This window comes from Blastococcus sp. SYSU DS1024 (assembly GCF_054050795.1).
This window is the reverse complement of record NZ_JBJHAA010000008.1, coordinates 41,698-67,285: the sequence shown is the minus strand read 5'-3', so window position 1 is coordinate 67,285 and position 25,588 is coordinate 41,698. Positions and strand designations below refer to the sequence as shown.

The following is a 25,588-nucleotide window of genomic DNA, read 5'->3' as shown; positions in this document are numbered from 1 at the left end:
GGGTCAGGTGGCCCGGACCGCGTCGATCGCGTCCAGCGCCTGCTCCCGGAGGCCGTCGGAGATCGGCGCCGACCCGGCGACCTCGGCGGCGGCCCGCTGCCCCTCGGGGCTGACGACGTAGGTCATGAAGGCCCGGAGCCGCTCGGCGACCTCCGGGTCGTCGTACTCCATGCAGCCGATGTGGTAGCTGACGAGCACGATCGGGTACTCGCCGGACCCGGTGGTGTCCCGGTTCAGCTCGATGACGACGTCGTGCTCACCGCGCCCCTCGAGGCGCGGGGAGTTCTCGACGACGGCGGCTGCGGCCTCGGCCGTCGGGGCGACGAACTCGTCGCCCACGCCGATGTTCGCGACGCCGAGGTCGCCGGCCTGGCTGAGGTCGGCGTAGCCGATGGTGCCCTGCCCGCCCCCCACGGCGGCCACGACGCCGGAGTTCCCCTGGGCTGCCTCACCGCCGGGCACCGGCCAGGTGCCGTCGGGCTCGTGCGGCCACCCAGCGCCTGCCGTGGCGGCCAGGTACTCGGTGAAGTTCTCGGTGGTGCCGGAATCGTCGGCGCGGTTGACCGGCGTGATCGCCAGGTCCGGCAGCGTGGTGTCGGGGTTGTCGGCGGCGATCGCCGGATCGTTCCAGTTCGTGATCCGCTGGCCGAAGATGCCGGCGAGGGTCCCGGGGGAGAGGTTGAGCTGCTCGACGCCCTCGAGGCTGTACACGACGGCGATGGGGGAGATGTAGTTCGGCAGCTCGAAGACGCCGGAGGGGCCGCAGCGCTCCTCGGCCTGGGCGAGTTCCTCCTCGTCCAGCGCCGCGTCGGAGCCGGCGAAGTCGATGCCGCCGGCGAGGAACTGCTCGCGGCCGCCACCGGAGCCGATCGGGTCGTAGCTGACGTTCACCCGGGGCTGGACGGCCGTGAAGCCGGCGGTCCAGCCCTGCATGGCCGCCTGCTGGGCGCTGGAGCCGGCGCCGACGAGGGAGCCGCTGAGCAGCTCGACCCCCTCGTCGACGCTCCGGCGCTCGTTGGGCGGGACGTAGCTCGCCGCGAAGACGGCGAAGCCGCCGACGACCACCGCACCGGTCAGGGCGGCGATGCTTCTGCGGGCAGTCACGGGGGCCTTTCAGGGGTCGGGCGGCGCCCGGGACGGACGCCGGTCCCCGACAGTACGACCCGGTGCGCCCGAGGCACGGACGCCGTCCCGGGCCTCCGCCGCCGCCGGGCCGCCCCTGCCGGGGCGGCGGCTCAGCGGTAGTTGTCGAACTGCAGGGCGACGTCGAGGTCGGCCCCGCGGAGCAGCTGCTGCACCGCCTGCAGGTCGTCCCGCTTCTTGCCGCTGACCCGCAGCTGGTCGCCCTGGATCTGCGCCTGCACACCCTTGGGACCCTCGTCGCGGATCAGCTTCGCGATCTTCTTCGCGACGTCGGACTCGATGCCCTGCTTGATCGTCGCGCCGATCTTGTAGCTCTTGCCGGACGCCTGCGGCTCGCCCGCGTCGAGCACCTTGAGCGAGATGCCGCGCTTGATCAGCTTCTCCTTGAACACCTCCAGGGCCGCCGAGACGCGCTCCTCGGTGTCCGCCTGCAGCGTGACCCCGTCCTCGCCGGCCCAGGCGATGGTGGCGTTGGTGCCGCGGAAGTCGAACCGCTGCGAGAGCTCCTTCCCCGCCTGGTTGAGGGCGTTGTCGACCTCCTGGCGGTCGACCTTGCTCACGACGTCGAACGATGCGTCGGCCATGTCTGTCCTCTCCGTCCCGGACGGACCCGGCGCGCGGTCGCGTCGCCGGGGACCCGTCACCCGTGGGTCCGTCGTCTTGTTACTCTCTCCCGGTACCAAACACGGCGGGTTGCCCGAGTGGCCAATGGGAGCGGACTGTAAATCCGTCGGCTTAGCCTACGAAGGTTCGAATCCTTCACCCGCCACGCCCGGTACGACGGCCCCCGACCACCAGGTCGGGGGCCGTTCGCGTGCCGGGGGTCAGGGGGCCGTGGGGGCCCGTGCGCTGGAGACGGCGGTGCGCTCGAGCTGCTGACCGCCGAGGAAGAGCCAGCCGAACGCGATGTCGACGTGGCGGGTGCACCGCACCGTCACCTCGGCCCCGTCGGTCTCGGCGGTCCAGCTGTCCAGGGTGAGCCCCCCGTCGGCGAGCTGGTCGGCGACCGCTGCCTGCGCGGCGGCGCGGCCGAGGGGGAGCTCGGTGCCCACTCCGTGCGCGTAGACCACCGCCTCGTCGGCCTGGTTCGCGGCGGCCAGGGCGGCGCCGTCGCAGACCGACTGCACCGCCTGCTGCTCCAGGAAGGCGTCGGACGCGGCGATCGCCCCGAAGGCCATGAGGGCCGCGACGAGCCAGCACACCAGCACGAAGGGCAGCGTCGAGCCGCGCTCGCGGTCGTCCGGGCCGGGGTGCACGCGCGGCAGCGTAAGCACGCGTCAGCGGCAGCCACGGGTCGTCGACACGATCCGTGGACGACGGTTCACCCGTCCGGCGCCGAGTCGGCACCGCGTGCGCGGGTCGGCGGGTTACGCGGGTGGACCTGCCGATCGGCGCACACAGTCAGCCGGACGGCAGGACGGGACGTGGGTCAGACCACTCCTCGTGTGATAAGCGTGGCGTTTGGTGACGACACGACGTGCCGCGCGGCGTGTCGCGATCGAGATGCTTGTGGCGACCGGTGACGGGAAGGAGTGTCTCCCGCGCGGTCCGTATTCGACGACGCTGTGCCCCCGCGCGTGGATGGCTGCCGCAACAGCCAACAGTCGTGCCACGAGGGAGGCGCCATGAACAGCAGCATGCAGCGTGAGATCGGTACCCGCGGTGTTCGTTGGGGCCGCGGTGTGCGTTGGGGTCGCGGCGTCCGGTGGGGTCGCCAGGCCTGATCGGACCCGTACCCCTGGTCCTGCGGGGCAGCCGTTCTCCGGAGCGGCTGCCCCGTCTCATGTTCGGGGTGCCACGTGCCGATGATCCCAGTGGCGGGTCACTCTCCCGCATGCGGAGAGGGTGGCGGTGATCGACACCGCTGCTAGCCTTCGCCCGCCCACCGACCCGGGAGAGTGGCGTGCACGTGACTGAGCAGGAGGTTCGTGAGCGTACACGCCCGCGTACTGTCCGCAGTCCCTGGGCGGTCACAGTACTGGCGCTGGCGGTCGCCGTCCCCCTGGGGGTGGCCCTGCTGTCCCGCGGGCTGGACCCGGTCCATGGCGTGCTCCTGGTCGCCGTCTTCCTGACCGCGGTCGTCGCGGAGTGGGTCTACGTGCACATCGAGTTCCGGCACCAGAGCTTCGTGAACTCGGCCAGTGAATTGGCTTTCGTCATCGCGCTGCTCGAGCTCGGTGGCGTCTGGACGGCGGTGATCCGCGCCGCCGCCGTGGGGATCGTGCTGGCGGTTCAGCGCTTCTCGCCCGCCAAGATCCTCTTCAACGTCGCCGTGGCCGTGATCGACAGCGCGGTGGCGGTGTTCGTGCTCGACCTGCTGTCGGCGGGCGACGTCACCCAGCCATCGACCTGGCTCTCCTGCCTGGTCGCGGTGTTCGCGGCGAACGCCGTGGCCGCTCTCATGGTGGCGGGGGCGATCACGCTCACCCAGGGGTATCCCGGGCGCTCGGTCTGGACGAGCCTGCTGGTGCCGGTCGTCGTGGTGTCGCCGGTGGCGGTGCTGGTCGGGCTGGCGATCCTCCTGCTGCTGCACGCGACCCTGTGGTCGCTGCTGCTCCTCGCGCCGCTCACCGTGGCGCTCGTGCTCCTCTACCGCCGATTCGCCGAGGTGACCCGGGAAAGCCAGTCACTGGAGCGGGTCTACGCCTTCGCCCGCCGTGTAGAGCAGGTGCAGCCCGACGAGTCGGGCACCCGGCTGATCGTGCAGGCGGTGCAGGAGCTCCTCAACGCCGAGCGGGTCGCCCTGTGGCTGCCGCCCTACCTCGACGAGGGGCCGCGGCTGGTCGTCGCCACCGAGGGCGGCGCCGACTGGTACGACGGCCCGGGCGACCCTGACGACGTGCTGCGCCGTCGCGCGGTCGCCTCGTCCGGAGCGATCCACGTCGCGGCCGGCCGCGCCGACGAGGCCGAGGCGGCGGCCCTCGCCCGGCGGGGGGTCGCCGAGCTGCTCGCGGCGCCGGTGACCACGGCCGCCGGTGAGCCGGGCTACCTGGAGGTGTGCGACCGGCGCAGCGACGCCGTCTCCTTCGGCAGCAGCGAGCGCGGCGCCCTGGAATCGATGCTCACCCACATCAACGCCGCGATCCGGCAGCAGCAGCTGCTCACCCGCATCCGCTTCGACGCCGACCACGACCGGCTCACCGGCCTGCCGAACCGCCAGCGGCTCGCCGCGGAGATCGAGGCCCTGGTGGCCGCGGGCCCCGACGGCGGCCAGGCCGGACTCATCCTCGCCTCGCTCGGCACCTATGCCGACGTCACCGACACCCTGGGGCACGCCGCCAGCGACGAGCTGCTGCTGGTCACCGCCGGGCTGCTCCGCGAACACGCCCCGCCGCGCGCGCTCCTGGCCCGGATGGAACGAGAGCAGTTCGCGGTCCTGCTGCCCGGCCTCTCCCTGGCGGCCACCGAGCAGGCGGCCCGCCGGCTGCGCGAGGCCGCGGCCACGCGGGTCCGGGTGGCCGGCCTCGACCTGGAGGTCTCGCTGACCATCGGCGTCGCCGCCGCGCCGGTGCACGGCACCGACGCCGGCGCGCTCATGCAGCGCGCCGACGTCGCCCTGCTGGCGGCCGGCGAGGCCGGCGGCGTGGCCAGCTACCACCCGGTGCTCGACCAGCAGAGCCTGCGCCGCCTGCAGCTGGGCACCGAGCTCGAGCAGGCGATGGCCGACGGGCACATCGACGTCGTCTTCCAGCCGGTCATCGACGCGCAGACCTCCGACATCGTGTCGGTGGAGACGCTCGTCCGCTGGACCCACCCGCGCTACGGCAGCATCCCGCCCGAGGACGTGATCGGGCTGGCCGAGCAGATCGGCCGGATCGGGGCGGTCACCGACCACGTCCTGGAGCTCGCGCTCGCGCGGTGCCGGCGCTGGCTGGACCAGGGCATCTCGCTGTCCGTCGCGGTCAACGTCTCCGCGTGCTCGCTGAGCGAGCCCGACCTCGTCGAGCGGATCCGTGGTGCGCTGGAGCGGCACGACGTCCCCGGCGAGCTGTTGATCCTGGAACTGACCGAGAGCAGCGTCGTGGACGACTCGGTGCGGGAGAGCTCGGTGCTGGAGGACCTGCACGACCTGGGCCTCCGGCTGTCCATGGACGACTTCGGCACGGGCTACTCGTCGCTCTCCCAGCTCCGGCAGCTGCCCATCGACGAGCTGAAGATCGACAAGTCCTTCGTGCTCACCATGGCCACCAGTCAGGGGGAGTCCTTCATCGCGCGCTCGATCATCGAGCTGGCCCACAACCTGGGGTTGTGCGTGGTCGCGGAGGGGGTCGAGGACGAGATGACGCGGAACCAGCTGATCACCATGGGCTGCGACAAGCTGCAGGGCTTCCTGATCAGCCGGCCGCTGCCCGAGGACCGGCTGGAGAAGTGGCTGCTCGCCCGCACCGGTGTGCGCTCCGCCGCGCCGGGAGCCACCCACCGCCGGCTGTACGTCCGGACCTGAGAGGGGGCCTCCCTGCCCCACCGCCCGCGAGCTCGTGGCAGGCCCCTGCAGGGAGGCCGGAGGCATCAGGTAGAGTCTTCGATGGCTCCTCGGAGCACGCCCCTTTAGCTCAGTCGGCAGAGCGTCTCCATGGTAAGGAGAAGGTCTACGGTTCGATTCCGTAAAGGGGCTCTGGCAGTAACTCGACCTACCGGTCCTGTCGCGAGACCGGCCCGGGTGGTCACCCCGGCGGTGTAGCTCAGCCTGGTAGAGCAAGCGGCTCATAATCGCTGTGTCACCGGTTCAAGTCCGGTCACCGCTACTCCCGACGGACCCCGCACCCCGGGGTCCGTCGCCGTGTCGGCCACCCAGCCGGTGCGGCAGCAGGGCCCGGTCCCGGGTCCTGTCCCACAAGGCTAGGAGCGCTCCCGTGGCAGCCACCGACGTCCGTCCGAAGATCACCCTGGCCTGCCAGGAGTGCAAGAACCGCAACTACATCACCCGCAAGAACCGGCGGAACGACCCCGACCGGCTCGAGCTGAAGAAGTACTGCCCGCGCGAGCGCAAGCACACGCTGCACCGCGAGACCCGCTGACGGTCCGCGGCAGCTGAGCGAGAGGGCGGGAGCATGGCGCTGGACCGGGAACTGGTCGGGCGCAGCTACCCGCCCTCTGCCGTCTACGAGGTCGGGCGGGCCAAGATCGCCGAGTTCGCCACCGCGGTCGTTGCCGACGACCCGGTGCACCGCGACGTCGAGGCCGCTCGCGCAGCCGGGCACGCCGACGTCATCGCGCCGCCCACCTTCGCCATCGTGGTGAGCCTCGAGGCGGCATTCGTGGTGCTCGGCGACCCCGACGTGGGGCTGGACTACAGCCGGGTGGTGCACGGCGAGCAGCGGTTCACCCACCACCGCCCGATCCGGGCCGGTGACCGGCTGGTCGCGACCACCACGATCGACGCCGCCCGCACCGTCGCCGGCAACGACCTGCTGACGGCGAGGGTGGAGCTGGCGACCGAGGACGGCGAGGCGGTCTGCACGGCCACCTCGATGCTCGTCGCGCGGGGTGCGGCATGACCGTCGAGGTCGGGACCGAGCTCCCGGAGCTGGTCGTCCGGGTCACCCGGGCGGACCTGGTCCGCTACGCCGGCGCCTCCGGCGACTTCAACCCCATCCACTGGAACGAGCGGGTGGCCCGCGAGGTCGGCCTGCCCGGCGTCATCGCCCACGGCATGTTCACCATGGCGCTGGCCGCGCGCGCGGTCACCGGCTGGACCGGGGACCCGGCGGCGCTCGTCGAGTACCAGGTCCGGTTCGGGCGACCGGTGGTCGTGCCCGATGACGACGCAGGCGCGGAGCTGACCGTGCGGGGCACTGTCGCCGCCCTGCTGGACGACGGCCGGGCGCGGGTCGACCTCGCGGTCACCAGCGACGGCGAGAAGGTGCTGTCCCTGGCCCGCGCGGTCGTCCGGCTGCCGTGACCGGGCGCCGGTCCCTCCCGGCGCTCCTCGGCGTCCCCTCCTCCTGACCTGCTGCGCGTCCTTCGCCGACCACCTACGCGGAGACGCTGACCACCGGCAGGCCGCCCGGCGCCGTGGGGGGCCGCCCTGGGCGACCTCCCGCGGCGCTCGACGTCCTCACCCGGGCCGGCGCCCCCTGGACGAGGCAGGCATGCCCCGCTGACGGCGCCGACCCGGGGTCCGCCTCAGTCCGCCTGACCGAGCAGCCGCTGCATGCGGCTGACGCCCTCGACCAGGTCGTCGTCGCCCAGGGCGTAGGACATCCGGACGTAGCCGGGCGTCCCGAACGCCTCCCCGGGCACGACCGCCACCTCGGCCAGCTCCAGGATCAGCTCGGCCAGCTCCGCGCTGCTGCCGGCGGTGCGGCCACCGATCGGGCGGCCGAGCAGCCCCTTCACCGACGGGTAGACGTAGAAGGCGCCCTGCGGCTCGGGGCAGGCGACGCCGGGGATCTCGCGCAGCATCGAGACGATCGTCTTCCGGCGGCGGTCGAAGGCCTCCCGCATGGTGGCCACCGCGGAGAGGTCCCCGTTCAGCGCCGCGACGGCCGCCGCCTGCGAGACGTTCGCGACGTTGGAGGTCGCGTGGGACTGGAGGTTGGTCGCGGCCTTGACCACGTCGGGCGGACCGATGACCCAGCCCACCCGCCAGCCGGTCATGGCGTACGTCTTGGCGACCCCGTTCACCACGACGCACCGGTCGGCGAGCTCGGGGACCAGGACCGGCATCGAGGGCGCCGTGGCCCCGCCGTAGGTGAGGTGCTCGTAGATCTCGTCGGTGAGCACCCACAGGCCCGCCTCGAGCGCCCAGCGGCCGATCTCCTCCACCTGCTCCGCGGGGTACACCGCGCCGGTGGGGTTGGAGGGTGAGCAGAAGAGCAGGGCCTTGGTGCGCGGGGTGCGGGCGGCCTCGAGCTGGGCGGCCGACACCAGGTAGCCGCTCTGCTCGTCGGCCACCACCGGCACCGGGACCCCGCCGGCCAGGCGGATGGCCTCGGGGTAGGTGGTCCAGTAGGGCGCGGGCACGAGGACCTCGTCGCCGGGGTCGAGCATCGTCGCGAACGCCTCGTAGACCGCCTGCTTGCCGCCGTTGGTGACCAGCACCTGGGCGGGGGTGATCCGCAGGCCGGAGTCGCGCGCGGTCTTGGCGACGATGGCCTCCTTGAGGGCCGGCAGCCCGCCGGCGGGGGTGTACCGGTGCATGGCCGGCGTCCGGGCGGCCGTGATCGCGGCGTCGACGACGTAGTCCGGCGTCGGGAAGTCCGGTTCACCGGCGCCGAACCCGATCACCGGCTTCCCGGCGGCCTTGAGGGCCTTGGCCTTCGCGTCCACGGCGAGCGTCGCGGACTCGGCGATGGCACCGATGCGTCGGGAGATGCGGCGCGCGGCGGGCGGCAGCTCGGTCGAGCGGGCGGCGGGCTCCGGGGCGGAGGCGTCGGTCATGGGGTCATGGTGTCAAAGGCCACGGCCTCCGGGCCGCCCGCCCGGTCCCGCACGGCCGCCGGGCCGGCGGTGGGGCCCCGTCAGGGGTGGGGCCGGTGGGACGTTCGCTCCTCCCGGGCCCGGTCCCGTACACTGGCTTCACCGGGGCCTGTTGACCCCGCCACCGGCGTGCCCCGGATCCCCGCCCGGGGGTCGAGGTCACCGTGGCGGCGAGACGCTCCGGGGCCCGGCAGGGCATAGGGGTGTAGCTCAATTGGCAGAGCAGCGGTCTCCAAAACCGCAGGCTGCAGGTTCAAGTCCTGTCACCCCTGCCAGCAGGACACGGCACCACCGACCGACGGCCCTCGCGGGAGAGGCCACCACGACGAGGCGAGCGAGGCGCAGTGAGCGACGAGAAGCCGGGCCGCGAGGACGACGCGCGCGCCGCCTCCGACGCCGAGCTCACCGACGAGCAGCTCGACCAGGAGGCCCCCGGCGTCGACGACGCCGCCGCGCTGGAGGCCGCCGAGGACCAGGTGACCGGTGAGGCCGAGGCCGACGAGGACAAGGTCGTCGCGGCCCGTCCGGGTGACCGGGTCGCTCGCCGACGGGGCCGGGTCACCGCCGACGGCGACGAGGACGACGAGCCGGCGGCGCGGTCCCGCCGGGCCGCGCGGTCGGCCACCGAGCCCGCCCGCGAGGGCGCGCCGACCCGGTCGCGGGCTGCGGCGGAGCGGGCTCGCGCCGACGAGCGGCAGCCCCGCCGCTCGCTCGCGCGCTTCCTGCGGGAAGTCGTCGCCGAGCTGCGCAAGGTCATCTGGCCGGGCCGGCGGGAGCTGATCACCTACACGACCGTGGTGATCGTGTTCGTCGCGTTCATCGTCGCGCTGGTGGCCGGCCTCGACCTGCTCTTCGCCCAGGGCGTGCTCGCCGTCTTCGGTTGACCCGCCCCGCGCCTGAACGCCCCCTGACAAGGAAGAGACCCCTGTGATCGAGCTTGCGAGATCACCAATGAGCGCAGCACCGTCGGTCACGACGCCGACGAGCGCCAGCGAGGAGAAGTAGTGACCGACCCGCGCGAGCCCTTCGAGACCGACAACGCGGTCGAGGGCACCGATCTGGACGACGCCCGCTTCGACGAGCGCGGCACCGCCGACGTCGAGACCGGCGCCGGTGAGGCCGGTGCCGCCGAGGGGTCCAGCGACACCGCCGACCTCGCCGCGGGTGACGCCATCGCCGACGGCGAGGTCGCCGACGCGACGCCGGAGATCGAGAGCGGTGACCCCGACACGCTCGCGACCGACCCGGAGGCCGCGCCCGCCCCGGACTCCGACGTCGCGGTGGAGGAGGACGAGGACCCGGTCGAGGCGCTCCGCAAGGCGCTGCGCATCGCCCCCGGCGACTGGTACGTCGTCCACTCCTACGCGGGCTACGAGAACAAGGTGAAGACCAACCTCGAGGCGCGCATCCAGTCCCTGGACGTGGAGGACTACATCTACCAGATCGAGGTGCCCACCGAGGAGGTCACCGAGATCAAGAACGGCAAGCGCTCGCAGGTCAACCGCAAGGTCCTGCCGGGTTACCTGCTGGTCCGCATGGAGCTCAACGACGAGTCGTGGGGGGCGGTCCGCAACACCCCCGGGGTCACCGGCTTCGTCGGTGCGACCTCCAAGCCCTCGCCGCTGACCATCGACGAGGTCGTGAAGATCCTCGCCCCGGCCATCACGCCGCAGGCGCCGCGCGTCACCGAGGCCGCCGCGAGCCCGGGCGCCGCTGCCGCCCCGACCGCCGTCGTCGACTTCGAGGTGGGCGAGTCGGTCACGGTCATGGACGGCCCGTTCGCGACGCTGCCCGCCACCATCAACGAGATCAACGCCGAGCAGCAGAAGCTGCAGGTGCTGGTCTCCATCTTCGGCCGCGAGACGCCCGTCGAGCTGTCGTTCAGCCAGGTTCAGAAGATCTGACCCGGTAACCCGTACGAGCTGTTCAGTCACAGAAGAAGGAAGTCATGCCCCCCAGGAAGCGGTTGACCGCGGTCATCAAGCTCCAGATCAACGCCGGTGCGGCGACCCCCGCGCCGCCCGTGGGTCCGGCGCTGGGCCAGCACGGCGTCAACATCATGGAGTTCTGCAAGGCGTACAACGCCGCGACCGAGTCGCAGCGCGGGAACGTCGTCCCCGTGGAGATCTCGGTCTTCGAGGACCGGTCCTTCACCTTCGTCACCAAGACCCCGCCGGCCGCGCGCATGCTGCTGAAGGCCGCCGGTGTCGAGAAGGGCTCGGGCGAGCCGCACAAGACCAAGGTCGCCACGGTCACCCGTGACCAGGTCCGCGAGATCGCCCAGACCAAGATGGCCGACCTCAACGCCAACGACCTCGACCAGGCCGAGAAGATCATCGCCGGCACCGCCCGGTCGATGGGCATCACCGTCACCGGCTGAGCACCCGCACCACCCAGCACACGTGGGAGGGCCACGCCAGGCCCGTGCACCACGCGACCGGGGCCACGAGCCCCCGGAGAGGACACACCATGGCGAAGCACGGCAAGAAGTACCGCGCGGTGGCCGAGAAGGTCGACCGCGACAACCTGTACAGCCCGCTCCAGGCCGCCACGCTGGCCAAGGAGACGTCGACGACCGCCTACGACGCCACCGTCGAGGTCGCCATGCGCCTGGGCGTCGACCCGCGCAAGGCCGACCAGATGGTCCGCGGCACGGTCAACCTGCCCCACGGCACCGGCAAGACCGCCCGCGTCATCGTCTTCGCGACCGGCGACAAGGCCGCCGAGGCCGAGGCCGCCGGCGCCGACGTCGTGGGCTCCGACGACCTGATCGAGCGCATCCAGGGCGGTTTCCTGGACTTCGACGCGGCGATCGCGACGCCGGACCAGATGGCCAAGGTCGGCCGGATCGCCCGCATCCTCGGCCCCCGTGGCCTGATGCCGAACCCGAAGACCGGCACGGTGACCCCCGACGTCACCAAGGCCGTCAACGACATCAAGGGCGGGAAGATCAACTTCCGCGTCGACAAGCAGGCGAACCTGCACCTGGTGATCGGGAAGACGTCGTTCGACGAGGCCAAGCTCGTCGAGAACTACGCCGCGGCCCTCGACGAGGTCCTCCGTGCCAAGCCGTCCTCGGCCAAGGGCCGGTACCTCAAGAAGGTCACCATCTCCACCACCATGGGCCCCGGCATCCCGGTCGACCCGAACCGCACCCGCAACCTGACGGTGGACGAGCCCACCGCGTGATGATCAGGTGACCTGGTCGTTCCGGGTCCTGGCTCATGGTCGACAGTGAGCCAGGACCCCGCCAGGTGAGCCACGACGGCCCCGCTGCGCACCCGCGCGGCGGGGCCGTCGGCGTATGGCGTACTCTTGTCGACGTTCCCCCCAAGACCGCTGGTCGTCGCACGTCCGCGTGCGATCGAAGGTCCCGGAGCTCCGGGCGACCCGCGCAGGAGGACGGTTCGATCGGCAGGCGTTCGCGCCTGCCTCTCGCCCCGTGCGCCCTGCGCCGGGGCGTTCCTCGTCTCCGGGCCTCTCGTCGCACGTCGTCGTGCAGCGTCCAGCAGTCGCCCGACAGACGAGAGGAGGCCCATGCCCACGCAGGCGAAGGCCGCGGTGATCGACGAGATCACCGAGCGGTTCCAGTCGTCCAGCGCGGCGGTGCTCACCGAGTACCGCGGGCTGTCCGTGGCCCAGCTGACCCAGCTGCGCCGTTCCCTCGGTGAGGGCAGCAGCTACGCCGTCGTCAAGAACACCCTGACGAAGCGGGCAGCGGACCAGGTCGGTCACACCGACCTCGCCCCGCTGCTCAACGGTCCTACCGCGATCGCCTTCATCGAGGGCGATGTCGTCGAGGCCGCCAAGGCCATCCGCGACTTCGCGCGCGCCAACCCGCTGCTCGTCGTCAAGGGTGGTGTCGTCGAGGGCCGCACGGTCAGCCCCGCCGAGGTCACCGCCCTGGCCGACGTCGAGCCGCGCGAGGTGCTGCTGGCCAAGCTGGCCGGCGCGATGAAGGGCAACCTGACCAAGGCCGCCGGCCTGTTCCAGGCCCCGCTGTCGCAGGTCGCCCGCCTGGCCGAGGCGCTCAAGGAGAAGAAGCCCGCCGAGGGCGCCGACTCCACCGCCGACGCCGCCGCGGACACCGCTGCTGCCGACACCCCCACCCCCGACGCTGACGCCGCGGACGCCGCGGCCAGCACCGACTGACCCCAGAAGGAGACACCATGGCCAAGCTTTCCACCACGGAGCTGCTCGACGCGTTCAAGGAGATGACCCTCCTCGAGCTGTCCGACTTCGTGAAGCAGTTCGAGGAGACCTTCGAGGTCACCGCTGCTGCCCCCGTCGCCGTCGCGGCCGCCCCGGCCGCCGGTGGTGGTGGCGGCGACGCCGGTGCCGCTGCCGAGGAGCAGGACGAGTTCGACGTCATCCTCGAGAGCGCCGGCGACAAGAAGATCCAGGTCATCAAGGAGGTGCGCGGCCTGACCTCGCTCGGCCTCAAGGAGGCCAAGGACCTGGTCGACAACGCCCCCAAGCCGGTCCTGGAGAAGGTCGCCAAGGACGCCGCCGAGAAGGCCAAGGCCGCTCTCGAGGGCGCCGGCGCCTCGGTCACCGTCAAGTAAGAGGACCCCGCTGCCCCCCGCGCCTCGCTAGCTCGGCGCGGGACCCTGCAGCGGGGCCAGGCACCACCCCGCACAGGGGCCGTCCTCCACCCGGAGGACGGCCCCTGTCGCATGTCCGGGTGGTTTCGGCCGCCTAGGAGGAGATGGGAGTCACGGAAACTCCGTGACACACGTAACCTTCGCCGGGCGCGTTCGTTACTGACCGGTAGTGAGTCGGGCGAGCTCTCCGGGACCGGAGCGGCTCGGGCCACCCACGCGGCCGGGGCCCGCCACTGCGGCGGGGCGGGGAACCGGCGCGATCGGTCGGAGCGGGAGGCAGGGGACACGTGGGCGTCGCAGTCGAGGTCTCGGGGCTGACCAAGTCGTTCGGCAGCCAGAACATCTGGAGCGACGTCACGCTCACGCTCCCGCCCGGGGAGATCTCGGTCCTGCTGGGCCCGTCGGGCACCGGCAAGTCGGTGTTCCTGAAGTCGCTGGTGGGCCTCCTCAAGCCCGAGCGCGGTTCGATCGTCATCTCCGACACCGACATCGTCCGGACCAGCGAGTCCCGGCTTTACGAGGTGCGCAAGCTGTTCGGCGTGCTGTTCCAGGACGGCGCGCTCTTCGGCTCGATGAACCTCTTCGACAACATCGCCTTCCCGCTGCGCGAGCACACGAGGAAGAGCGAGTCCGAGATCCGGCGGATCGTCCTCGAGAAGATGGACATGGTCGGCTTGCAGGGGGCCGAGGGGAAGCTGCCGGGGGAGATCTCCGGCGGCATGCGCAAGCGCGCCGGGCTCGCCCGGGCCCTGGTGCTCGACCCGGAGATCATCCTGTTCGACGAGCCGGACTCCGGCCTCGACCCGGTCCGCGTCGCCTACCTCAACCAGCTCATCGTCGACCTCAACGCCCAGATCGACGCGACCTTCCTCATCGTCACGCACGACATCGGCACCGCCCGCACCGTGCCGGACAACCTCGGCCTGCTCTTCCGCCGCCACCTGGCGATGTTCGGCCCGCGCGAGCAGCTGCTCACCTCCTCCGAGCCGGTCGTCCGCCAGTTCCTCAACGGCCGCCGCGAAGGGCCGATCGGGATGAGCGAGGAGAAGGACGTCGCCCAGGTCGAGGCGGAGATGGCGGCGCTGGAGGCCCGCGGCGGGGACCAGCACAACGGCATCGGGCCCAAGGGCGCCAGCGGTGGGGACGCCGTCCCGCCGCAGCTGGACCCATCCCCGGGCCTGCCGGAGCGCAAGGCGGTGCGCCGCCGGCAGGAGCGGGTGGCGCGCATGCTCCACGAGTTCGACCCCGCCACCGCCGAGGCCATCCGGGCCTCGCTGCCCCACGACCTGCTCGCGCAGGTCGACGCCGGTGTCTTCGGTCCGACGCCGGTCCCGGGTGGCCGGCACTGGGCGCCCGAGCCGGGCGCGACGGCCCCCACGGTCGTGCTGCCCCGGGTCGGGGGGGACGGGTGACCGCCACCGGCAAGCCGCCCGCGCCGGGGCTGCTCGACGGCAGGTACTCGCCGACCCGGCCGCTGGCGGCGAGCGGGAAGCTGTTCGCCTTCGCCCTCGACGTGCTGCGGGCCCTGCCCAAGCGCCCGTTCCAGGTGCGGGAGTTCATCCAGCAGACCTGGTTCGTCGCCAGCGTGACCATCCTGCCGACGGCGCTGGTGGCGATCCCCTTCGGCGCGGTCATCGCCCTGCAGCTGGGCTCGCTGACCCGGCAGCTGGGCGCCCAGTCCTTCACCGGGTCGGCCTCGGTGCTCGCCGTCCTGCGCGAGGCGAGCCCGATCGTCACCGCGCTGCTGATCGCGGGCGCCGGGGGATCGGCGATCTGCGCCGACCTGGGCGCGCGCAAGATCCGCGACGAGATCGACGCGATGGAGGTCCTGGGCATCAGCCCGATCCAGCGCCTCGTCGTGCCCCGGGTGCTGGCCGCGATGCTGGTGGCCACCCTGCTCAACGGCCTGGTCAGCGTCGTCGGGGTGGCCGGCGGCTACTTCTTCAACGTCGTCCTCCAGGGCGGGACGCCGGGGGCCTACCTCGCCTCGTTCAGCGCCCTGGCCCAGGTGGAGGACTTCTGGTCCGGTGAGCTCAAGGCGCTGGTCTTCGGGTTGATCGCGGGGATCGTGGCCGCCTACAAGGGGCTGGGCGCCGGCGGCGGCCCCAAGGGCGTGGGTGACGCGGTGAACCAGGCGGTGGTCATCACGTTCCTGCTGCTGTTCGCGGTCAACTTCGTGATGACGGCGCTGTACTTCCAGCTCGTCCCCCCGAAGGGGGCGTGATGGCGCTCCTCTCGCCCACCGACCGGATCAAGGTCGGCGCCCGCCGCATCGCACGCACCGTCTACCGGCGGCCGCTGGACACCCTGGACGACCTCGGCGACCAGCTGAGCTTCTACGGCCGGGCGCTGGGCTGGGTGCCGCGCAGCCTGCGGCGCTACAAGCGCGAGACCTTCCGGCTGCTGGCCGAGGTCACCTTCGGCTCCGGGGCGCTGGCGGTCATCGGCGGCACGGTCGGCGTGATCGCGTTCCTCTCCTTCTTCACCGGCACCGAGGTGGGGCTGCAGGGCTACGCCGCGCTGGACCAGCTCGGCACCTCGGCCTTCACCGGTTTCCTCTCGGCGTACTTCAACACCCGGGAGATCGCCCCGCTGGTGGCCGGGCTCGCGCTCTCGGCGACGGTCGGCTGCGGGTTCACCGCGCAGATCGGCGCCATGCGGATCAACGAGGAGATCGACGCGCTCGAGGTCATGGGTGTGCCGTCACTGCCCTTCCTCGTCACGACCCGCATCGTCGCCGGCTTCATCGCCGTCGTCCCGCTGTACGTGCTGGGGCTGCTGAGCAGCTACTTCGCCACGCGCACCATCACCACCCAGGCCTACGGGCAGTCCACCGGCACCTACGACCACTACTTCAACCTGTTCCTGCCCCCGCAGGACGTGTTCTGGTCGTTCCTGAAGGTGCTCGTCTTCGCCGTGGTGATCATCCTGAGCCACTGCTACTACGGCTTCCGCGCCAGCGGCGGGCCCGCCGGCGTGGGCCTGGCGGTGGGCCGGGCGGTGCGCTTCTCGATCGTCGCGGTCATGGTCATCGACCTGTTCCTGTCGCTGGCGATCTGGGGTTCCACGACGACGGTGCGGATCGCGGGGTGAGCGGGGTGACCGGCACGCGGGGCGTGGTCGTGCGTCGGCGGCTGCAGGGGCTGGCCTTCCTGGTCGTGCTCGTGCTGCTGCTGGCGCTGGCCGTGGCGGCGTACCAGAAGGCGTTCACCGAGGTCGCCCGGGTGACCCTCCGGACGGACACGGTCGGCAACCAGCTGCAGGAGGCCTCCGACGTCAAGGTGCGGGGGGTCATCGTGGGCGACGTCCGTGCGGTGCGGGCGAGCACCGACGGCGCGGAGATCGAGCTGGCGATCAAGCCGGAGCACCTCGCGCAGATCCCGGCCGACGTCACCGCGCGGTTGCTGCCCAAGACGCTGTTCGGCGAGCGGTTCGTCTCCCTGGAGCTGCCCGAGCAGCCCAGCCCGGAACGGCTCGCCGACGGCGACGTGATCGGTCAGGACCGCAGCGCGAACGCCATCGAGCTGCAGCGGGTGATCGACGGCCTGCTGCCGCTGCTGCGGGCCGTCGAGCCGCAGGACCTCGCCACCACGCTGGGCGCGGTCGCCGACGCGGTGCGCGGCCGGGGTGACCGGCTGGGAGCCAACCTGGCCGCGGTGGGGCAGTACGTCGGGGAGCTGAACACGGTGCTGCCGCAGCTGCAGGCGGACATCACCGGGCTGGCCGACGTCGCCGACACCTACGAGTCCGCCGCCGACGACCTGCTGGCGGTGCTCGACAACCTCGCTGTCACCAGCACGACGCTGGTGGACCAGCAGGAGCAGCTGCGCCGGACCTTCACGGTGGGCCGGTCGGCCGGTGACGTCACCGCGGGCTTCCTCGAGGCCAACGAGCGGAACATCATCTCGCTGGCCGAGACCTCGCGGCCGGTGCTGGGTGTCTTCGCCGAGTACTCGCCGGTCTACCCCTGCCTGCTGGAGGGGCTCACCCGCTTCAACCCCATGATCAGCGAGGCGTTCGGCGCCGACGGCGACCCGGCGCTCAACCTGAACATCGTGGTGTCCCTGCCGCCACGCAACCCGTACGTGCCCGGTGACCAGCCGGCGTACCTCGACCGGAGCGGCCCCGACTGCCAGGGGCTCGACGACATCGACGGCCTCGTCCGGGCCGCCGAGCGCGGCGAGTACTACTGCCCGACCCCACCGGAGGACGGCGTGGACTCACCCGACAACCCCTACTCGGGCAACCCCGTCTGCCTCGGCGGGCGCGGCCCCGACGACGTGCCCGAGGGCGCGGGGGACCCCAACCCCTCGATGGGCGACTCCCTGCCCTACGACCTCGCCGGATCGACAGCGGAGCTGGACTTCGTGCGGAGCATCCTCGCCTACCAGACCGGGACCGGGCCGAGCGAGGTCTCCGACCTCGCGGCCTCCACGATGGCGCCGCTGCTGCGCGGCACCCAGGTGGCGCTCCGATGAGCGAGCGCCGGCGAGCGAGGAGCGGAGCGGTCGGCCGCGGAGCGGGGTGGGCATCGTGAAGGGGACGCTGCGCGGGCTGGCGGCCCCGCTCACCAAGCTGCTCGTGTTCGGGCTGGTCACCGTGCTGGCCAGCTACGTGCTGGTCAGCACCATCACCAACGCCGGGTACGGCGAGCAGCGCCAGTACCGGGCGCAGTTCACCGACGTCGCGGGGCTGGTGGAGGGCGACGAGGTGCGCATCGCCGGTGTCCGGGTCGGTCAGGTGACCGGCATCGGGCTGGCCGAGGGGATCGATCGCCCCGTCGCCGAGGTGGCCCTGGAGGTCAGCGCCGACGTGCCCCTGCCGGCCGGGGTGGAGGCGACCATCCGCTACCGCAACCTGGTCGGTCAGCGGTACATCGCGCTCGAGGAGGGGGACGGGTCCGCGGGTCGGGTCCTCGCGGAGGACGCGCTGATCCCGCTGGCGCAGACCACCCCGGCCCTGGACCTCACCACGCTCTTCGGTGGCTTCCAGCCGCTGCTGCAGGCCCTGTCGCCGGCGGACATGAACCGGTTGTCGTTCCAGATCATCCAGGTGTTCCAGGGTGAGGGCGGCACGGTGCAGAGCCTGCTGGCGCACATCGCGTCGCTGAGCGACTCGCTCGCCGACAAGGACGCCGTCATCGGCAGCGTGATCGACAACCTCACGACCGTGCTGGGCAGCGTCGCGGCCCGGGACGAGCAGCTGTCCGGCCTGATCGTGAGCCTGCAGCAGTTCGTCACCGGCCTGGCCGGTGACAGCGAGGCCATCTTCGACTCGCTGCAGACCGTCGACGGGCTGGCCCGGGCCACCACCGACCTGCTGGTCGACGTGCGCGCCCCGCTGACCGCCGACATCCGGGCGCTGGAGGACCTCTCGACCAACCTGGCCGACAGCGGCGAGGTCCTCGAGGACTTCCTGCAGCTGGCGCCGACCAAGCTCGACCTGGTCACCCGGACGGCGGTCAACGGCAGCTGGTTCAACTTCTTCCTCTGCGGGGCCTCGGGCAACGTCGTCCTGCCGGTCAGCAACCCCGACGGCACGGAGAACGCCGTCGAGGTGCCGACGGGGGGCCTGCGCAACGGTGAACGGGGGTGCAGCTGATGGCCGGCCGGTCCCGTCCCTTCCGGAGCCGCAACCCGGTGCCGATCGGCGCGGTCAGCCTGACGGTGATCGCCGTCTTCGTGCTGCTGGCGTTCAACGCCCAGTCGCTGCCGCTGATCGGGGGCGGCACCGTGTACCGGGCGCAGTTCTCCGAGGCGGCCGGCCTCCAGCCCGACGACCCGGTCCGGGTGGCCGGCGTCAAGGTGGGCACCGTCGAGAGCCTGTCGCTGGAGGACGGCGCGGTCACGGTCGAGTTCCGGGTCCGGGACGCGTTCGTGGGCGACCGCTCGGAGGCCGCCATCAAGATCGAGACGGTGCTGGGGGCCAAGTACCTGGCGCTCGTGCCGCGCGGCTCCGCCGCGCTGGACCCCGACGAGCGGATCCCGCTGACGCGCACCGCGTCGCCCTACGACGTCGTCGAGGCCTTCGCCGACCTCTCCACGACCGTGCAAGACCTGGACACCGCGCAGCTGGCCGGCTCCTTCGAGGTGCTGGCGGAGACCTTCGCCGAGACACCCGACGAGGTGCGCAGCTCGCTGCAGGGCCTCGCCCGGCTCTCGGACACCATCGCCTCCCGGGACGCCCAGCTCCGCGAGCTGCTGTCGGCGACCCGGACGGTGACCGACGTGCTCGCCGACCGGAACGGGGAGTTCACCCGGTTGATCGTCGACTCGAACACGCTGCTCACCGAAGTGCAGGAACGACGGCAGCTGATCGACGCCGTCCTCACCAGCACCCAGGAGCTGTCCACGCAGCTCTCCGGGCTGGTGGCCGACAACCGCGAGGCGCTCACCCCCGCGCTGGCCCAGCTCGGCCGGGTGACCGACATCCTGGCGCGCAACCGGGAGAACCTCGCCCAGACCGTCGACCGGCTGGCGCCGTTCGTCCGGGTGTTCACGAACACCCTCGGCAACGGCCGGTGGTTCGACAGCTTCGTGGACAACCTGCTGCCCGGCGTGGTCGGCAGCATCGTGTGCGGCGGCCCCGGCGTCGTGGGCGCGCCGGTCTCCTGCCAGGAGGGCAACTGATGAGCGGTTCCCTGCAGCGCGGCGTCGCGCTGGCCGCCACCCTCGTGCTGGTCGGCGCGCTGGGCTGGACGGTGCTCCGGCCGGCGGGCCAGTACCGGGTCACGGCCTGGTTCGGGCAGGCGGTCGGGTTGTACGCGGGCAGCGACGTCCGGGTCCTCGGCATCGAGGTCGGCGAGATCACCGAAGTCCGTCCCGAGGGCGGCCGGGTGCGGGTCGAGATGGCGATCGACGACGACTACGACATCCCGGCCGACGCGAACGCCGTGGTGCTCGCGCCCTCCCTGGTCTCCGACCGGTACGTCCAGTTCGCCCCCGTGTACGACGGCGGGCCGGCGATGCGCGACGGCGCGGAGGTGCCGCTGGAGCGCACCGCGACGCCGGTGGAGCTCGACGCCGTGTACGGCGCCCTCGACGAGCTCTCCGCGGCGCTGGGGCCCACCGGGGCGAACGCCGACGGCGCCTTGTCGGACCTCATCGACGTCGGGGCGGCGAACCTGCAGGGCACCGGGGACGACCTCAACCGCACGCTGACCGGCTTCTCGCGAGCGGTGGAGACGCTGGCCGAGAACCGCGACGGCCTCTTCGATTCGGTCGAGAACCTGCAGCGGTTCACCAGCGCGCTGGCCACCATCGACAACCAGGTCGGCCTGTTCCACCAGAACCTCGCGGCGGTCGCCGACCTGCTCGAGGGCGAGCGCGAGGACCTCGCCACGGCGCTCCAGTTGCTGTCGCAGGCGCTCGGGGAGGTGGCCGGCTTCGTCCAGGACAACACCGACCTGCTGCGCACCAACGTCGACCGGCTGGCCGACGTCACCCTGGCCCTGGTCCAGCAGCGCGACGCGCTGGCCGAGGTGCTGGACGTCGCCCCGGCGGCGCTGGGCAACCTCGCGCACGCCTACAACCCCGACTACGGGACCCTCGACACGCGCGACAACTCGCTGGGTGCCACCAGCCCCGAGGTGATCGTCTGCCAGATCCTGGGGGCGACCGGGCGGCTGCGGCTGGACCTGGACCTGGTGCCCGACGTGCTCACCGATCCGCTGACCCAGGGCCTCCAGCTGCCGCCGATCGAGCAGGTCTGCACCCGCCTGCTCTCCGGGGACGCGGACAACGACGGCGCCCTGGACGACCTCAACGGCAACGGGGTCAGCGACCTGCAGGAGCTGCTGACCGCGCTGTTCGGCGGTGGGACCGCCGGCGCCCGCCCCGGCGGTTCGCTGATCGGCCTGCCGGACCTCTCGGGAGGACGGCGATGACGACCCGGGTCCTCGTGCGGGCGACCGCACTGGCAGGCAGCGTGCTGCTGCTCACCGGCTGCGGCTTCCGCGGCGCGTACTCCTTCGGGCTCCCCGGCGGGGCCGACCTCGGGGACGAGCCCTACACCGTGCAGGTGGAGTTCCTCGACGTCCTGGACCTGGTGCCGCAGTCGGGCGTCCGCGTCGCCGACGTCCCGGTGGGCCGGGTGGAGGAGATCGAGCTGGGCGAGGACTGGACCGCGCTGGTGACGCTGTCGGTCAACGGGGACGTCCGGCTGCCGGCCAACGCCGTGGCGATGATCGGCCAGACCTCGCTGCTCGGCGAGAAGGTCGTCGAGCTGGCTCCCCCCGGCAACGAGGAGCCGCGCGGCACCCTCGAGGACGGCGCGCGGATCGGGCTGGACCGGACCAACCGCAACGTCGAGGTCGAGGAGCTGCTCGGCGCCCTGTCGCTGGTCCTCAGCGGCGGGGGGCTGAGCCAGCTGCAGACGATCACGCGGGAGCTCGGCGTCGCGCTGGAGGGCCGCGCGTCGGCGATCCGCAGCACGCTGGCGCAGCTGGACACCTTCATCGGCGGGCTGGACGCGCAGAAGGCCGAGATCAGCCGGGCGCTGGACAGCGTGAATGCGCTCGCCGCGAGCCTCGCCGAGCGCACGGGGACCATCGAGCAGGCGCTGGACACCATCGGCCCCGGCCTGGACGTGGTGAACCAGCAGCGCGACCTGCTGGTGTCGATGCTCGACAGCCTGGCCCGGCTGGGGGACGTGGGGACCCGCGTCATCGAGCAGGCGGGCGCGAACACGGTGGCGGACCTGCAGCTGCTCCAGCCGATCCTCACCCAGCTCGCCTCCGCCGGGCCGGACCTGGCCGGCTCGCTGGACCTGCTGCTGACCTACCCCTTCCCCGCGAGCTCGCTGTCGGCGCTGAACTACCGGCAGGACCTGCGGACGGGTGGCTACGGGCTGTTCACCAACATGACCGCCACGCTCGACCTCGACCTCACCGAGGTCCTCTGCCGCTACGTCGTGGACCCGGTGACCGGTGCCCTGGAGGAGACCGACCCCGACGACGTCACCGGTGGCCGGTGCGGCGTGCCGGGGAGCCCGCCCGGCAACGGGGCGGGCGAGCCCGGCGGCGGGTCGGCGGCACCGGAGCCCGCGCAGCGGACCGGCCTCGGCGCGTTGCTGCCCGAGGACGTCGTCGGCCGGGTGCCCGGCCCGGGCGGCCTCGTCGGCCTCCCCGACCTGCTGGGAGGCCGGCCGTGATCACCCGCACCACCAAGCTGCAGCTGGCCGCCTTCGCGATGGTGGCCGTCCTCGGCATGGCGTACCTCGGCTTCACCTACGTCGGCCTGGACCGGCTCGTGCTCGGCACCGGCTACGAGGTGGCCGCCGACTTCCGGGACTCCGGCGGGATCTTCGAGAACGCCGAGGTGACCTACCGCGGGGTCGCCGTGGGCCGGGTCACCGACATGGAGCTGGTCGAGGACGGGGTGCGCGTGACGCTCTCCATCGATCCGGACGCCGCGCCGATCCCCGCCGACACCACGGCCGTGGTCTCGACCCGCAGCGCGGTGGGGGAGCAGTACGTCGACCTCGTACCCGACGACGACGAGGGCCCCTACCTCGAGGACGGCGCGGTCATCCCGCAGGAGCGCACCGCCATCCCGGTGCCGGTGGAGCAGCTGCTGCTCAACGTCGACGAGCTGGTCGGCTCCCTGGACCAGGAGAACCTGCGGATCGTCGTCGACGAGCTGGGACGGGCCTTCGCCGGGGCCGGCGACGACCTCGGCCGGCTGATCGACAACGGTGACCTGCTGCTCGCCCGTGCCCAGGAGTCGCTGCCCGAGACGCTGCGCCTGATCACCGACGGCCGGACGGTGCTCGACACCCAGGTGGCGAGCCGCTCGGCGATCCAGCAGTGGGCGGCCGACCTCCGGCTGCTCAGCGACACGCTGGTGACCAGCGACCCCGACCTGCGCAGCCTGCTGGTGAGCGCCCCGGACGCCGGCGACGCGCTGCAGCGGCTCGTGACGGAGGCGGGCCCGGGCCTCGGCCCGCTGATCCGCAACCTCGACGTCCTCAACGGGGTCACCATCCCCCGGCTGGACGGCGTGGAGCAGCTGCTGGTCACCTATCCCGACGTGGTCTCCGGCGGTTTCTCCGTCGTGCGCAACGACGGCGGGACCATGCGGGCCCACTTCGGTTTCGTGCTCAACGCCGGCGAACCGCACGCGTGCACCAGCGGCTACGTCTCCACGGCGGCGTTGCCGGGGCCGGGCGCGGTGCAGGCGCTGGACACCGGGGCCGTGCGCTGCCGCGTCGTCGACGGGGTCGATCCCGCCCCGGGGGACGGAGTCGAGGAGACCGGCTCGAACCTCCGAGGAGAGCAGAACATCGGCCGCTCCGGCGGCGTCGGTGGCACCGGGCCGCAGGGCGGCGGCGGCACCCGTCCACCGGTGCTCGCCGGCCTCGACGAGCTGCTCGGTGACCTGCTGCACGCCAGCCCGTTCTCCCGGACCAACGCCTGAACCACCCATCCGGGTCGGTCGTCGTGCGCACCGGGCCCATCCCACGAGACGACAGAGGAGGATGCGCGGGTGATCAGTGACGCGCGGGCCCGGACGCCGGAGGGCGGTCGGGGGAGTGCCGCTCCGGCCTCCGGCGCCGACGAGGAGCCGGTGGGGGGCGGCACCGCCGTCGAAGCCGGGGAGCCGCCGGTCGCCGAGGTGCTGCCCGACGACGCCGAGGCCACCCGGCCGGAACCGGCGCGCCGCTCCCGGCGGCCGGATCGGGAACCCGCCGCGGAGGAGCGGAGGAGCGCGCGCGCATCGGGTGGCGCCCGGCCGGCGGTTCCGGTGGTGCCGCTGCTCGCGGCGCTGCTGGCCCTGCTCCTGGCCGCGGCCGCGTTCCTGTGGTTCACCCGGCCGGAGCCGTCCGTCATCCGGACCGACGACTACGTCGACGCGCTGCAGGCGGCCCGTGCGCACGTGGTGGACCTCACCTCGTTCGACCACGTCACGCTCGACGACGACCTCCGGCAGATCGAGCAGGTGACCACCGAGGAGCTCGGCGCGGAGACCGTCGCCCAGCTCGAGGCGCGGCGGCAGCAGATCGTCGACTCCGAGGCGGTCGTCAGCACGGAGGTCATCGGGGCCGGCATCACCAGGGCCGGCACGGAGGACGCCGCGGCGCTCCTGGTCATCGAGTCGAGTCAGCGGAGCAGCGCCGACGAGCAGGCCCAGCTGCTGCGCTACCGGATCGAGGTCGAGCTGACCAAGGTCGACGGCCGGTGGCTGCTGTCCGCGATCCGGGGAGCGTGAGGTCGGCATGAGCCAGACACCGGAGAACCGTCCGCGCCCCACGGCGCGGCCGCGGCCGACGCCCGCCGCCCGTCCCGGCCCCCGCCCGCGGGTCGCCGGGAGCCGGCGCGAGCGTGAGGAGGGCCCGGCCGCGGCCGAGCCCGCCGTGCCCCCCGCCGAACCCGCCGACACCCCGGTCGACCCGGCCCCGGCCGGACCCGCGGCCCGGAGGCCGCGCACGACCCGTCGCCACGCGGCCGCTCCGCCTCCCGCCGGGGCCCTGGCGCCCGGCCGGCGTCGCGGCCGCGCCCTGGTCGCCGTCCTGGCGCTGCTGTGCCTGCTCGCCGCGGCCGGCACGGGGGTGCTGCTGTGGCAGCGGCTGGACCCGCGGTACGTCGACGCCTCGGTGATCGATGCGGCGGGGGACGGCGTCCGCGCCCTCTACGCCTACGACTACGAGGACTCCGAGGGCAGCGTGGAGGGCAAGCTCGCGGTGCTCACCGGAGAGCTGCGCGAGCAGTACGAGCGCGACCTGTCCCAGGGCGGGATCATCGACACCTACGAGCAGGTGTCGGCCACGACCGGTTACGAGGTGGACGCCGTCGGGCTCCAGCAGATCAACGACGCCCAGGACACCGCGACGCTCGTGGTCTTCGGCCAGTACGTCGTCCGGTCGGTGAACACCGGGCAGCAGCAACCGCCCGAGGGCTCGGAGTGCCAGGTGACCCCCGAGGGCGCCCAGTCGTGCGTGCAGACGGTGCAGGTGCGCATGGTCGCCGTCGACGGCGAGTGGAAGATCAGCGAGCTGACGCTGCTCACGACGAGCTAGGTGGGGGCCGCGTGCCCCCGCCGGTCGCCGGGCTCGCGGCTGCCGCCGCGCGGCACGGCTCCGGCGTGGCGGTCCCACGGAGGCGGGACGGCTGTCATCATGGATCCGGCGCACGCCCCGCCGGCCCCACCGAGGGCCCGCGCGTCCCGCGGGTGTGGCACCGCTCGCACCGGTGCCCCCGACGTGGACATCGCGCTCCACCAGGGGTAGGGTCTCCTGTTGCGCTGCCCTCTGACTGCCTGCCCGCCACGACGGGTCACGACGGGTGCCCGGGAATCCGCCGGGCGACGCCCGCGCTGACCTGTCCGGCGAGCGATCGCGGCCGTCGCGGACAGCCTCGCCACCACCGACGACGACCCAGGACGACCCCGCAGCCCACCGCCCGCACGTCGTGAGGTCCTTGG

General features: G+C 72.7%; 25 protein-coding genes and 4 tRNA genes. 25 read left to right on the top strand and 4 right to left on the bottom strand.

All coding sequences use genetic code 11. From position 1 onward, the window contains the following. Nucleotides 1-3: 3 nt before the first annotated feature. Together pstS and ACI79S_RS09545 are read right to left on the bottom strand one after the other, a co-directional pair. Nucleotides 4-1,104, bottom strand: coding sequence for a phosphate ABC transporter substrate-binding protein PstS (gene pstS / locus ACI79S_RS09550; protein WP_456593192.1), 1,101 nt, complete (start codon nucleotides 1,102-1,104; stop codon nucleotides 4-6). A 131-nt stretch (nucleotides 1,105-1,235) separates the two neighbouring features. Continuing rightward, on the bottom strand, nucleotides 1,236-1,727 hold the full coding sequence (locus ACI79S_RS09545) for a YajQ family cyclic di-GMP-binding protein (protein ID WP_135145734.1): 492 nt from the start codon (nucleotides 1,725-1,727) through the stop codon (nucleotides 1,236-1,238). A 103-nt stretch (nucleotides 1,728-1,830) separates the two neighbouring features. On the opposite strand from ACI79S_RS09545, the gene ACI79S_RS09540 reads away from it, so the two are divergent. Next, a tRNA-Tyr gene (locus ACI79S_RS09540) sits at nucleotides 1,831-1,912 on the top strand. A gap of 55 nt (nucleotides 1,913-1,967) precedes the next feature. On the opposite strand, the gene ACI79S_RS09535 is transcribed toward ACI79S_RS09540, so the two are convergent. After that, nucleotides 1,968-2,399, bottom strand: a complete 432-nt coding sequence (locus ACI79S_RS09535) for a pilus assembly protein TadG-related protein (protein WP_456593191.1) — start codon at nucleotides 2,397-2,399, stop codon at nucleotides 1,968-1,970. Nucleotides 2,400-3,151: 752 nt separating this feature from the next. Between ACI79S_RS09535 and ACI79S_RS09530 the strand changes: the two genes are divergently transcribed. The 6 genes from ACI79S_RS09530 to ACI79S_RS09505 all read left to right on the top strand — a co-directional run bounded on the left by ACI79S_RS09530 (nucleotide 3,152) and on the right by ACI79S_RS09505 (nucleotide 7,045). Beyond that, complete coding sequence (locus ACI79S_RS09530; RefSeq protein WP_456593190.1) at nucleotides 3,152-5,587, top strand: putative bifunctional diguanylate cyclase/phosphodiesterase; 2,436 nt, start codon at nucleotides 3,152-3,154, stop codon at nucleotides 5,585-5,587. Nucleotides 5,588-5,685: 98 nt separating this feature from the next. Further along, nucleotides 5,686-5,758, top strand: a tRNA-Thr gene (locus ACI79S_RS09525). 56 nt (nucleotides 5,759-5,814) lie between these two features. Next, nucleotides 5,815-5,888, top strand: a tRNA-Met gene (locus tag ACI79S_RS09520). A 108-nt stretch (nucleotides 5,889-5,996) separates the two neighbouring features. Then, on the top strand, nucleotides 5,997-6,161 hold the full coding sequence (gene rpmG, locus ACI79S_RS09515; protein ID WP_014378026.1) for a 50S ribosomal protein L33: 165 nt from the start codon (nucleotides 5,997-5,999) through the stop codon (nucleotides 6,159-6,161). A gap of 33 nt (nucleotides 6,162-6,194) precedes the next feature. Continuing rightward, complete coding sequence (locus ACI79S_RS09510) at nucleotides 6,195-6,641, top strand: FAS1-like dehydratase domain-containing protein (RefSeq protein ID WP_456593189.1); 447 nt, start codon at nucleotides 6,195-6,197, stop codon at nucleotides 6,639-6,641. Further along, nucleotides 6,638-7,045 carry a MaoC family dehydratase gene (locus ACI79S_RS09505; RefSeq protein ID WP_456593188.1) on the top strand — a complete coding sequence of 136 codons (408 nt, stop codon included), beginning with the start codon at nucleotides 6,638-6,640 and terminating at the stop codon, nucleotides 7,043-7,045. Before ACI79S_RS09510 ends, ACI79S_RS09505 begins: the two co-directional genes overlap by 4 nt. A 224-nt stretch (nucleotides 7,046-7,269) precedes the next feature. On the opposite strand, the gene ACI79S_RS09500 is transcribed toward ACI79S_RS09505, so the two are convergent. Beyond that, nucleotides 7,270-8,526, bottom strand: coding sequence for a pyridoxal phosphate-dependent aminotransferase (locus tag ACI79S_RS09500; protein WP_456593187.1), 1,257 nt, complete (start codon nucleotides 8,524-8,526; stop codon nucleotides 7,270-7,272). A gap of 238 nt (nucleotides 8,527-8,764) precedes the next feature. Between ACI79S_RS09500 and ACI79S_RS09495 the strand changes: the two genes are divergently transcribed. From ACI79S_RS09495 to ACI79S_RS09410, 18 genes are all read left to right on the top strand, one after another. Next, a tRNA-Trp gene (locus ACI79S_RS09495) sits at nucleotides 8,765-8,840 on the top strand. A 69-nt stretch (nucleotides 8,841-8,909) separates the two neighbouring features. After that, nucleotides 8,910-9,449: a preprotein translocase subunit SecE gene (gene secE / locus ACI79S_RS09490; RefSeq protein ID WP_456593186.1), complete on the top strand. Its 540-nt coding sequence runs from the start codon at nucleotides 8,910-8,912 to the stop codon at nucleotides 9,447-9,449. 120 nt (nucleotides 9,450-9,569) lie between these two features. After that, nucleotides 9,570-10,469, top strand: coding sequence for a transcription termination/antitermination protein NusG (nusG, locus tag ACI79S_RS09485; RefSeq protein ID WP_456593185.1), 900 nt, complete (start codon nucleotides 9,570-9,572; stop codon nucleotides 10,467-10,469). Nucleotides 10,470-10,513: 44 nt separating this feature from the next. Continuing rightward, nucleotides 10,514-10,945 (top strand): 50S ribosomal protein L11, encoded by a 432-nt coding sequence (rplK, locus tag ACI79S_RS09480; protein ID WP_456593184.1) that lies wholly within the window; start codon nucleotides 10,514-10,516, stop codon nucleotides 10,943-10,945. Nucleotides 10,946-11,034: 89 nt separating this feature from the next. Further along, a complete protein-coding gene (gene rplA / locus ACI79S_RS09475; RefSeq protein ID WP_456593183.1) occupies nucleotides 11,035-11,754 on the top strand; it encodes a 50S ribosomal protein L1 in 720 nt (239 codons plus the stop codon). Between the two features lie 348 nt (nucleotides 11,755-12,102). After that, entirely contained in the window at nucleotides 12,103-12,717 is a 615-nt protein-coding gene (gene rplJ, locus ACI79S_RS09470; protein WP_456593182.1) for a 50S ribosomal protein L10, read from the top strand. A gap of 17 nt (nucleotides 12,718-12,734) precedes the next feature. After that, the gene (rplL, locus tag ACI79S_RS09465; RefSeq protein WP_456589078.1) at nucleotides 12,735-13,130 is read left to right on the top strand and encodes a 50S ribosomal protein L7/L12; all 396 of its coding nucleotides are present in this window, start codon (nucleotides 12,735-12,737) and stop codon (nucleotides 13,128-13,130) included. Nucleotides 13,131-13,456: 326 nt separating this feature from the next. Then, nucleotides 13,457-14,581, top strand: coding sequence for an ABC transporter ATP-binding protein (locus tag ACI79S_RS09460; RefSeq protein WP_456593181.1), 1,125 nt, complete (start codon nucleotides 13,457-13,459; stop codon nucleotides 14,579-14,581). Next, nucleotides 14,578-15,393, top strand: coding sequence for an MlaE family ABC transporter permease (locus ACI79S_RS09455; RefSeq protein WP_456593180.1), 816 nt, complete (start codon nucleotides 14,578-14,580; stop codon nucleotides 15,391-15,393). The genes ACI79S_RS09460 and ACI79S_RS09455 overlap by 4 nt, the downstream gene beginning before the upstream one ends. Then, nucleotides 15,393-16,262, top strand: coding sequence for an MlaE family ABC transporter permease (locus ACI79S_RS09450; protein ID WP_456593179.1), 870 nt, complete (start codon nucleotides 15,393-15,395; stop codon nucleotides 16,260-16,262). Before ACI79S_RS09455 ends, ACI79S_RS09450 begins: the two co-directional genes overlap by 1 nt. Nucleotides 16,263-16,267: 5 nt before the next feature. Beyond that, nucleotides 16,268-17,647: an MCE family protein gene (locus ACI79S_RS09445; protein ID WP_456593178.1), complete on the top strand. Its 1,380-nt coding sequence runs from the start codon at nucleotides 16,268-16,270 to the stop codon at nucleotides 17,645-17,647. A gap of 46 nt (nucleotides 17,648-17,693) precedes the next feature. Continuing rightward, entirely contained in the window at nucleotides 17,694-18,770 is a 1,077-nt protein-coding gene (locus ACI79S_RS09440; RefSeq protein WP_456593177.1) for an MCE family protein, read from the top strand. Continuing rightward, complete coding sequence (locus tag ACI79S_RS09435) at nucleotides 18,770-19,798, top strand: MCE family protein (protein ID WP_456593176.1); 1,029 nt, start codon at nucleotides 18,770-18,772, stop codon at nucleotides 19,796-19,798. Before ACI79S_RS09440 ends, ACI79S_RS09435 begins: the two co-directional genes overlap by 1 nt. Further along, nucleotides 19,798-21,054 carry an MCE family protein gene (locus ACI79S_RS09430; protein ID WP_456593175.1) on the top strand — a complete coding sequence of 419 codons (1,257 nt, stop codon included), beginning with the start codon at nucleotides 19,798-19,800 and terminating at the stop codon, nucleotides 21,052-21,054. Before ACI79S_RS09435 ends, ACI79S_RS09430 begins: the two co-directional genes overlap by 1 nt. After that, a complete protein-coding gene (locus ACI79S_RS09425; protein WP_456593174.1) occupies nucleotides 21,051-22,319 on the top strand; it encodes an MCE family protein in 1,269 nt (422 codons plus the stop codon). The genes ACI79S_RS09430 and ACI79S_RS09425 overlap by 4 nt, the downstream gene beginning before the upstream one ends. Next, nucleotides 22,316-23,584, top strand: coding sequence for an MCE family protein (locus ACI79S_RS09420; protein ID WP_456593173.1), 1,269 nt, complete (start codon nucleotides 22,316-22,318; stop codon nucleotides 23,582-23,584). Before ACI79S_RS09425 ends, ACI79S_RS09420 begins: the two co-directional genes overlap by 4 nt. A gap of 69 nt (nucleotides 23,585-23,653) precedes the next feature. Further along, on the top strand, nucleotides 23,654-24,376 hold the full coding sequence (locus ACI79S_RS09415; RefSeq protein WP_456593172.1) for a hypothetical protein: 723 nt from the start codon (nucleotides 23,654-23,656) through the stop codon (nucleotides 24,374-24,376). Nucleotides 24,377-24,383: 7 nt separating this feature from the next. Continuing rightward, nucleotides 24,384-25,184, top strand: a complete 801-nt coding sequence (locus tag ACI79S_RS09410) for a hypothetical protein (RefSeq protein WP_456593171.1) — start codon at nucleotides 24,384-24,386, stop codon at nucleotides 25,182-25,184. Nucleotides 25,185-25,588: the final 404 nt, after the last annotated feature.

Excerpts from the sequence above, each read along its gene's own strand:
- ACI79S_RS09545 (WP_135145734.1), bottom strand. The coding sequence starts at position 1,727 with ATGGCCGACGCATCGTTCGACGTCGTGAGCAAGGTCGACCGCCAGGAG.
- ACI79S_RS09510 (WP_456593189.1), top strand. The coding sequence starts at position 6,195 with ATGGCGCTGGACCGGGAACTGGTCGGGCGCAGCTACCCGCCCTCTGCC.
- ACI79S_RS09505 (WP_456593188.1), top strand. The coding sequence starts at position 6,638 with ATGACCGTCGAGGTCGGGACCGAGCTCCCGGAGCTGGTCGTCCGGGTC.
- ACI79S_RS09500 (WP_456593187.1), bottom strand. The coding sequence starts at position 8,526 with ATGACCGACGCCTCCGCCCCGGAGCCCGCCGCCCGCTCGACCGAGCTG.
- rplK (WP_456593184.1), top strand. The coding sequence starts at position 10,514 with ATGCCCCCCAGGAAGCGGTTGACCGCGGTCATCAAGCTCCAGATCAAC.
- rplA (WP_456593183.1), top strand. The coding sequence starts at position 11,035 with ATGGCGAAGCACGGCAAGAAGTACCGCGCGGTGGCCGAGAAGGTCGAC.
- rplJ (WP_456593182.1), top strand. The coding sequence starts at position 12,103 with ATGCCCACGCAGGCGAAGGCCGCGGTGATCGACGAGATCACCGAGCGG.
- rplL (WP_456589078.1), top strand. The coding sequence starts at position 12,735 with ATGGCCAAGCTTTCCACCACGGAGCTGCTCGACGCGTTCAAGGAGATG.
- ACI79S_RS09450 (WP_456593179.1), top strand. The coding sequence starts at position 15,393 with ATGGCGCTCCTCTCGCCCACCGACCGGATCAAGGTCGGCGCCCGCCGC.
- ACI79S_RS09435 (WP_456593176.1), top strand. The coding sequence starts at position 18,770 with ATGGCCGGCCGGTCCCGTCCCTTCCGGAGCCGCAACCCGGTGCCGATC.
- ACI79S_RS09430 (WP_456593175.1), top strand. The coding sequence starts at position 19,798 with ATGAGCGGTTCCCTGCAGCGCGGCGTCGCGCTGGCCGCCACCCTCGTG.
- ACI79S_RS09425 (WP_456593174.1), top strand. The coding sequence starts at position 21,051 with ATGACGACCCGGGTCCTCGTGCGGGCGACCGCACTGGCAGGCAGCGTG.
- ACI79S_RS09410 (WP_456593171.1), top strand. The coding sequence starts at position 24,384 with ATGAGCCAGACACCGGAGAACCGTCCGCGCCCCACGGCGCGGCCGCGG.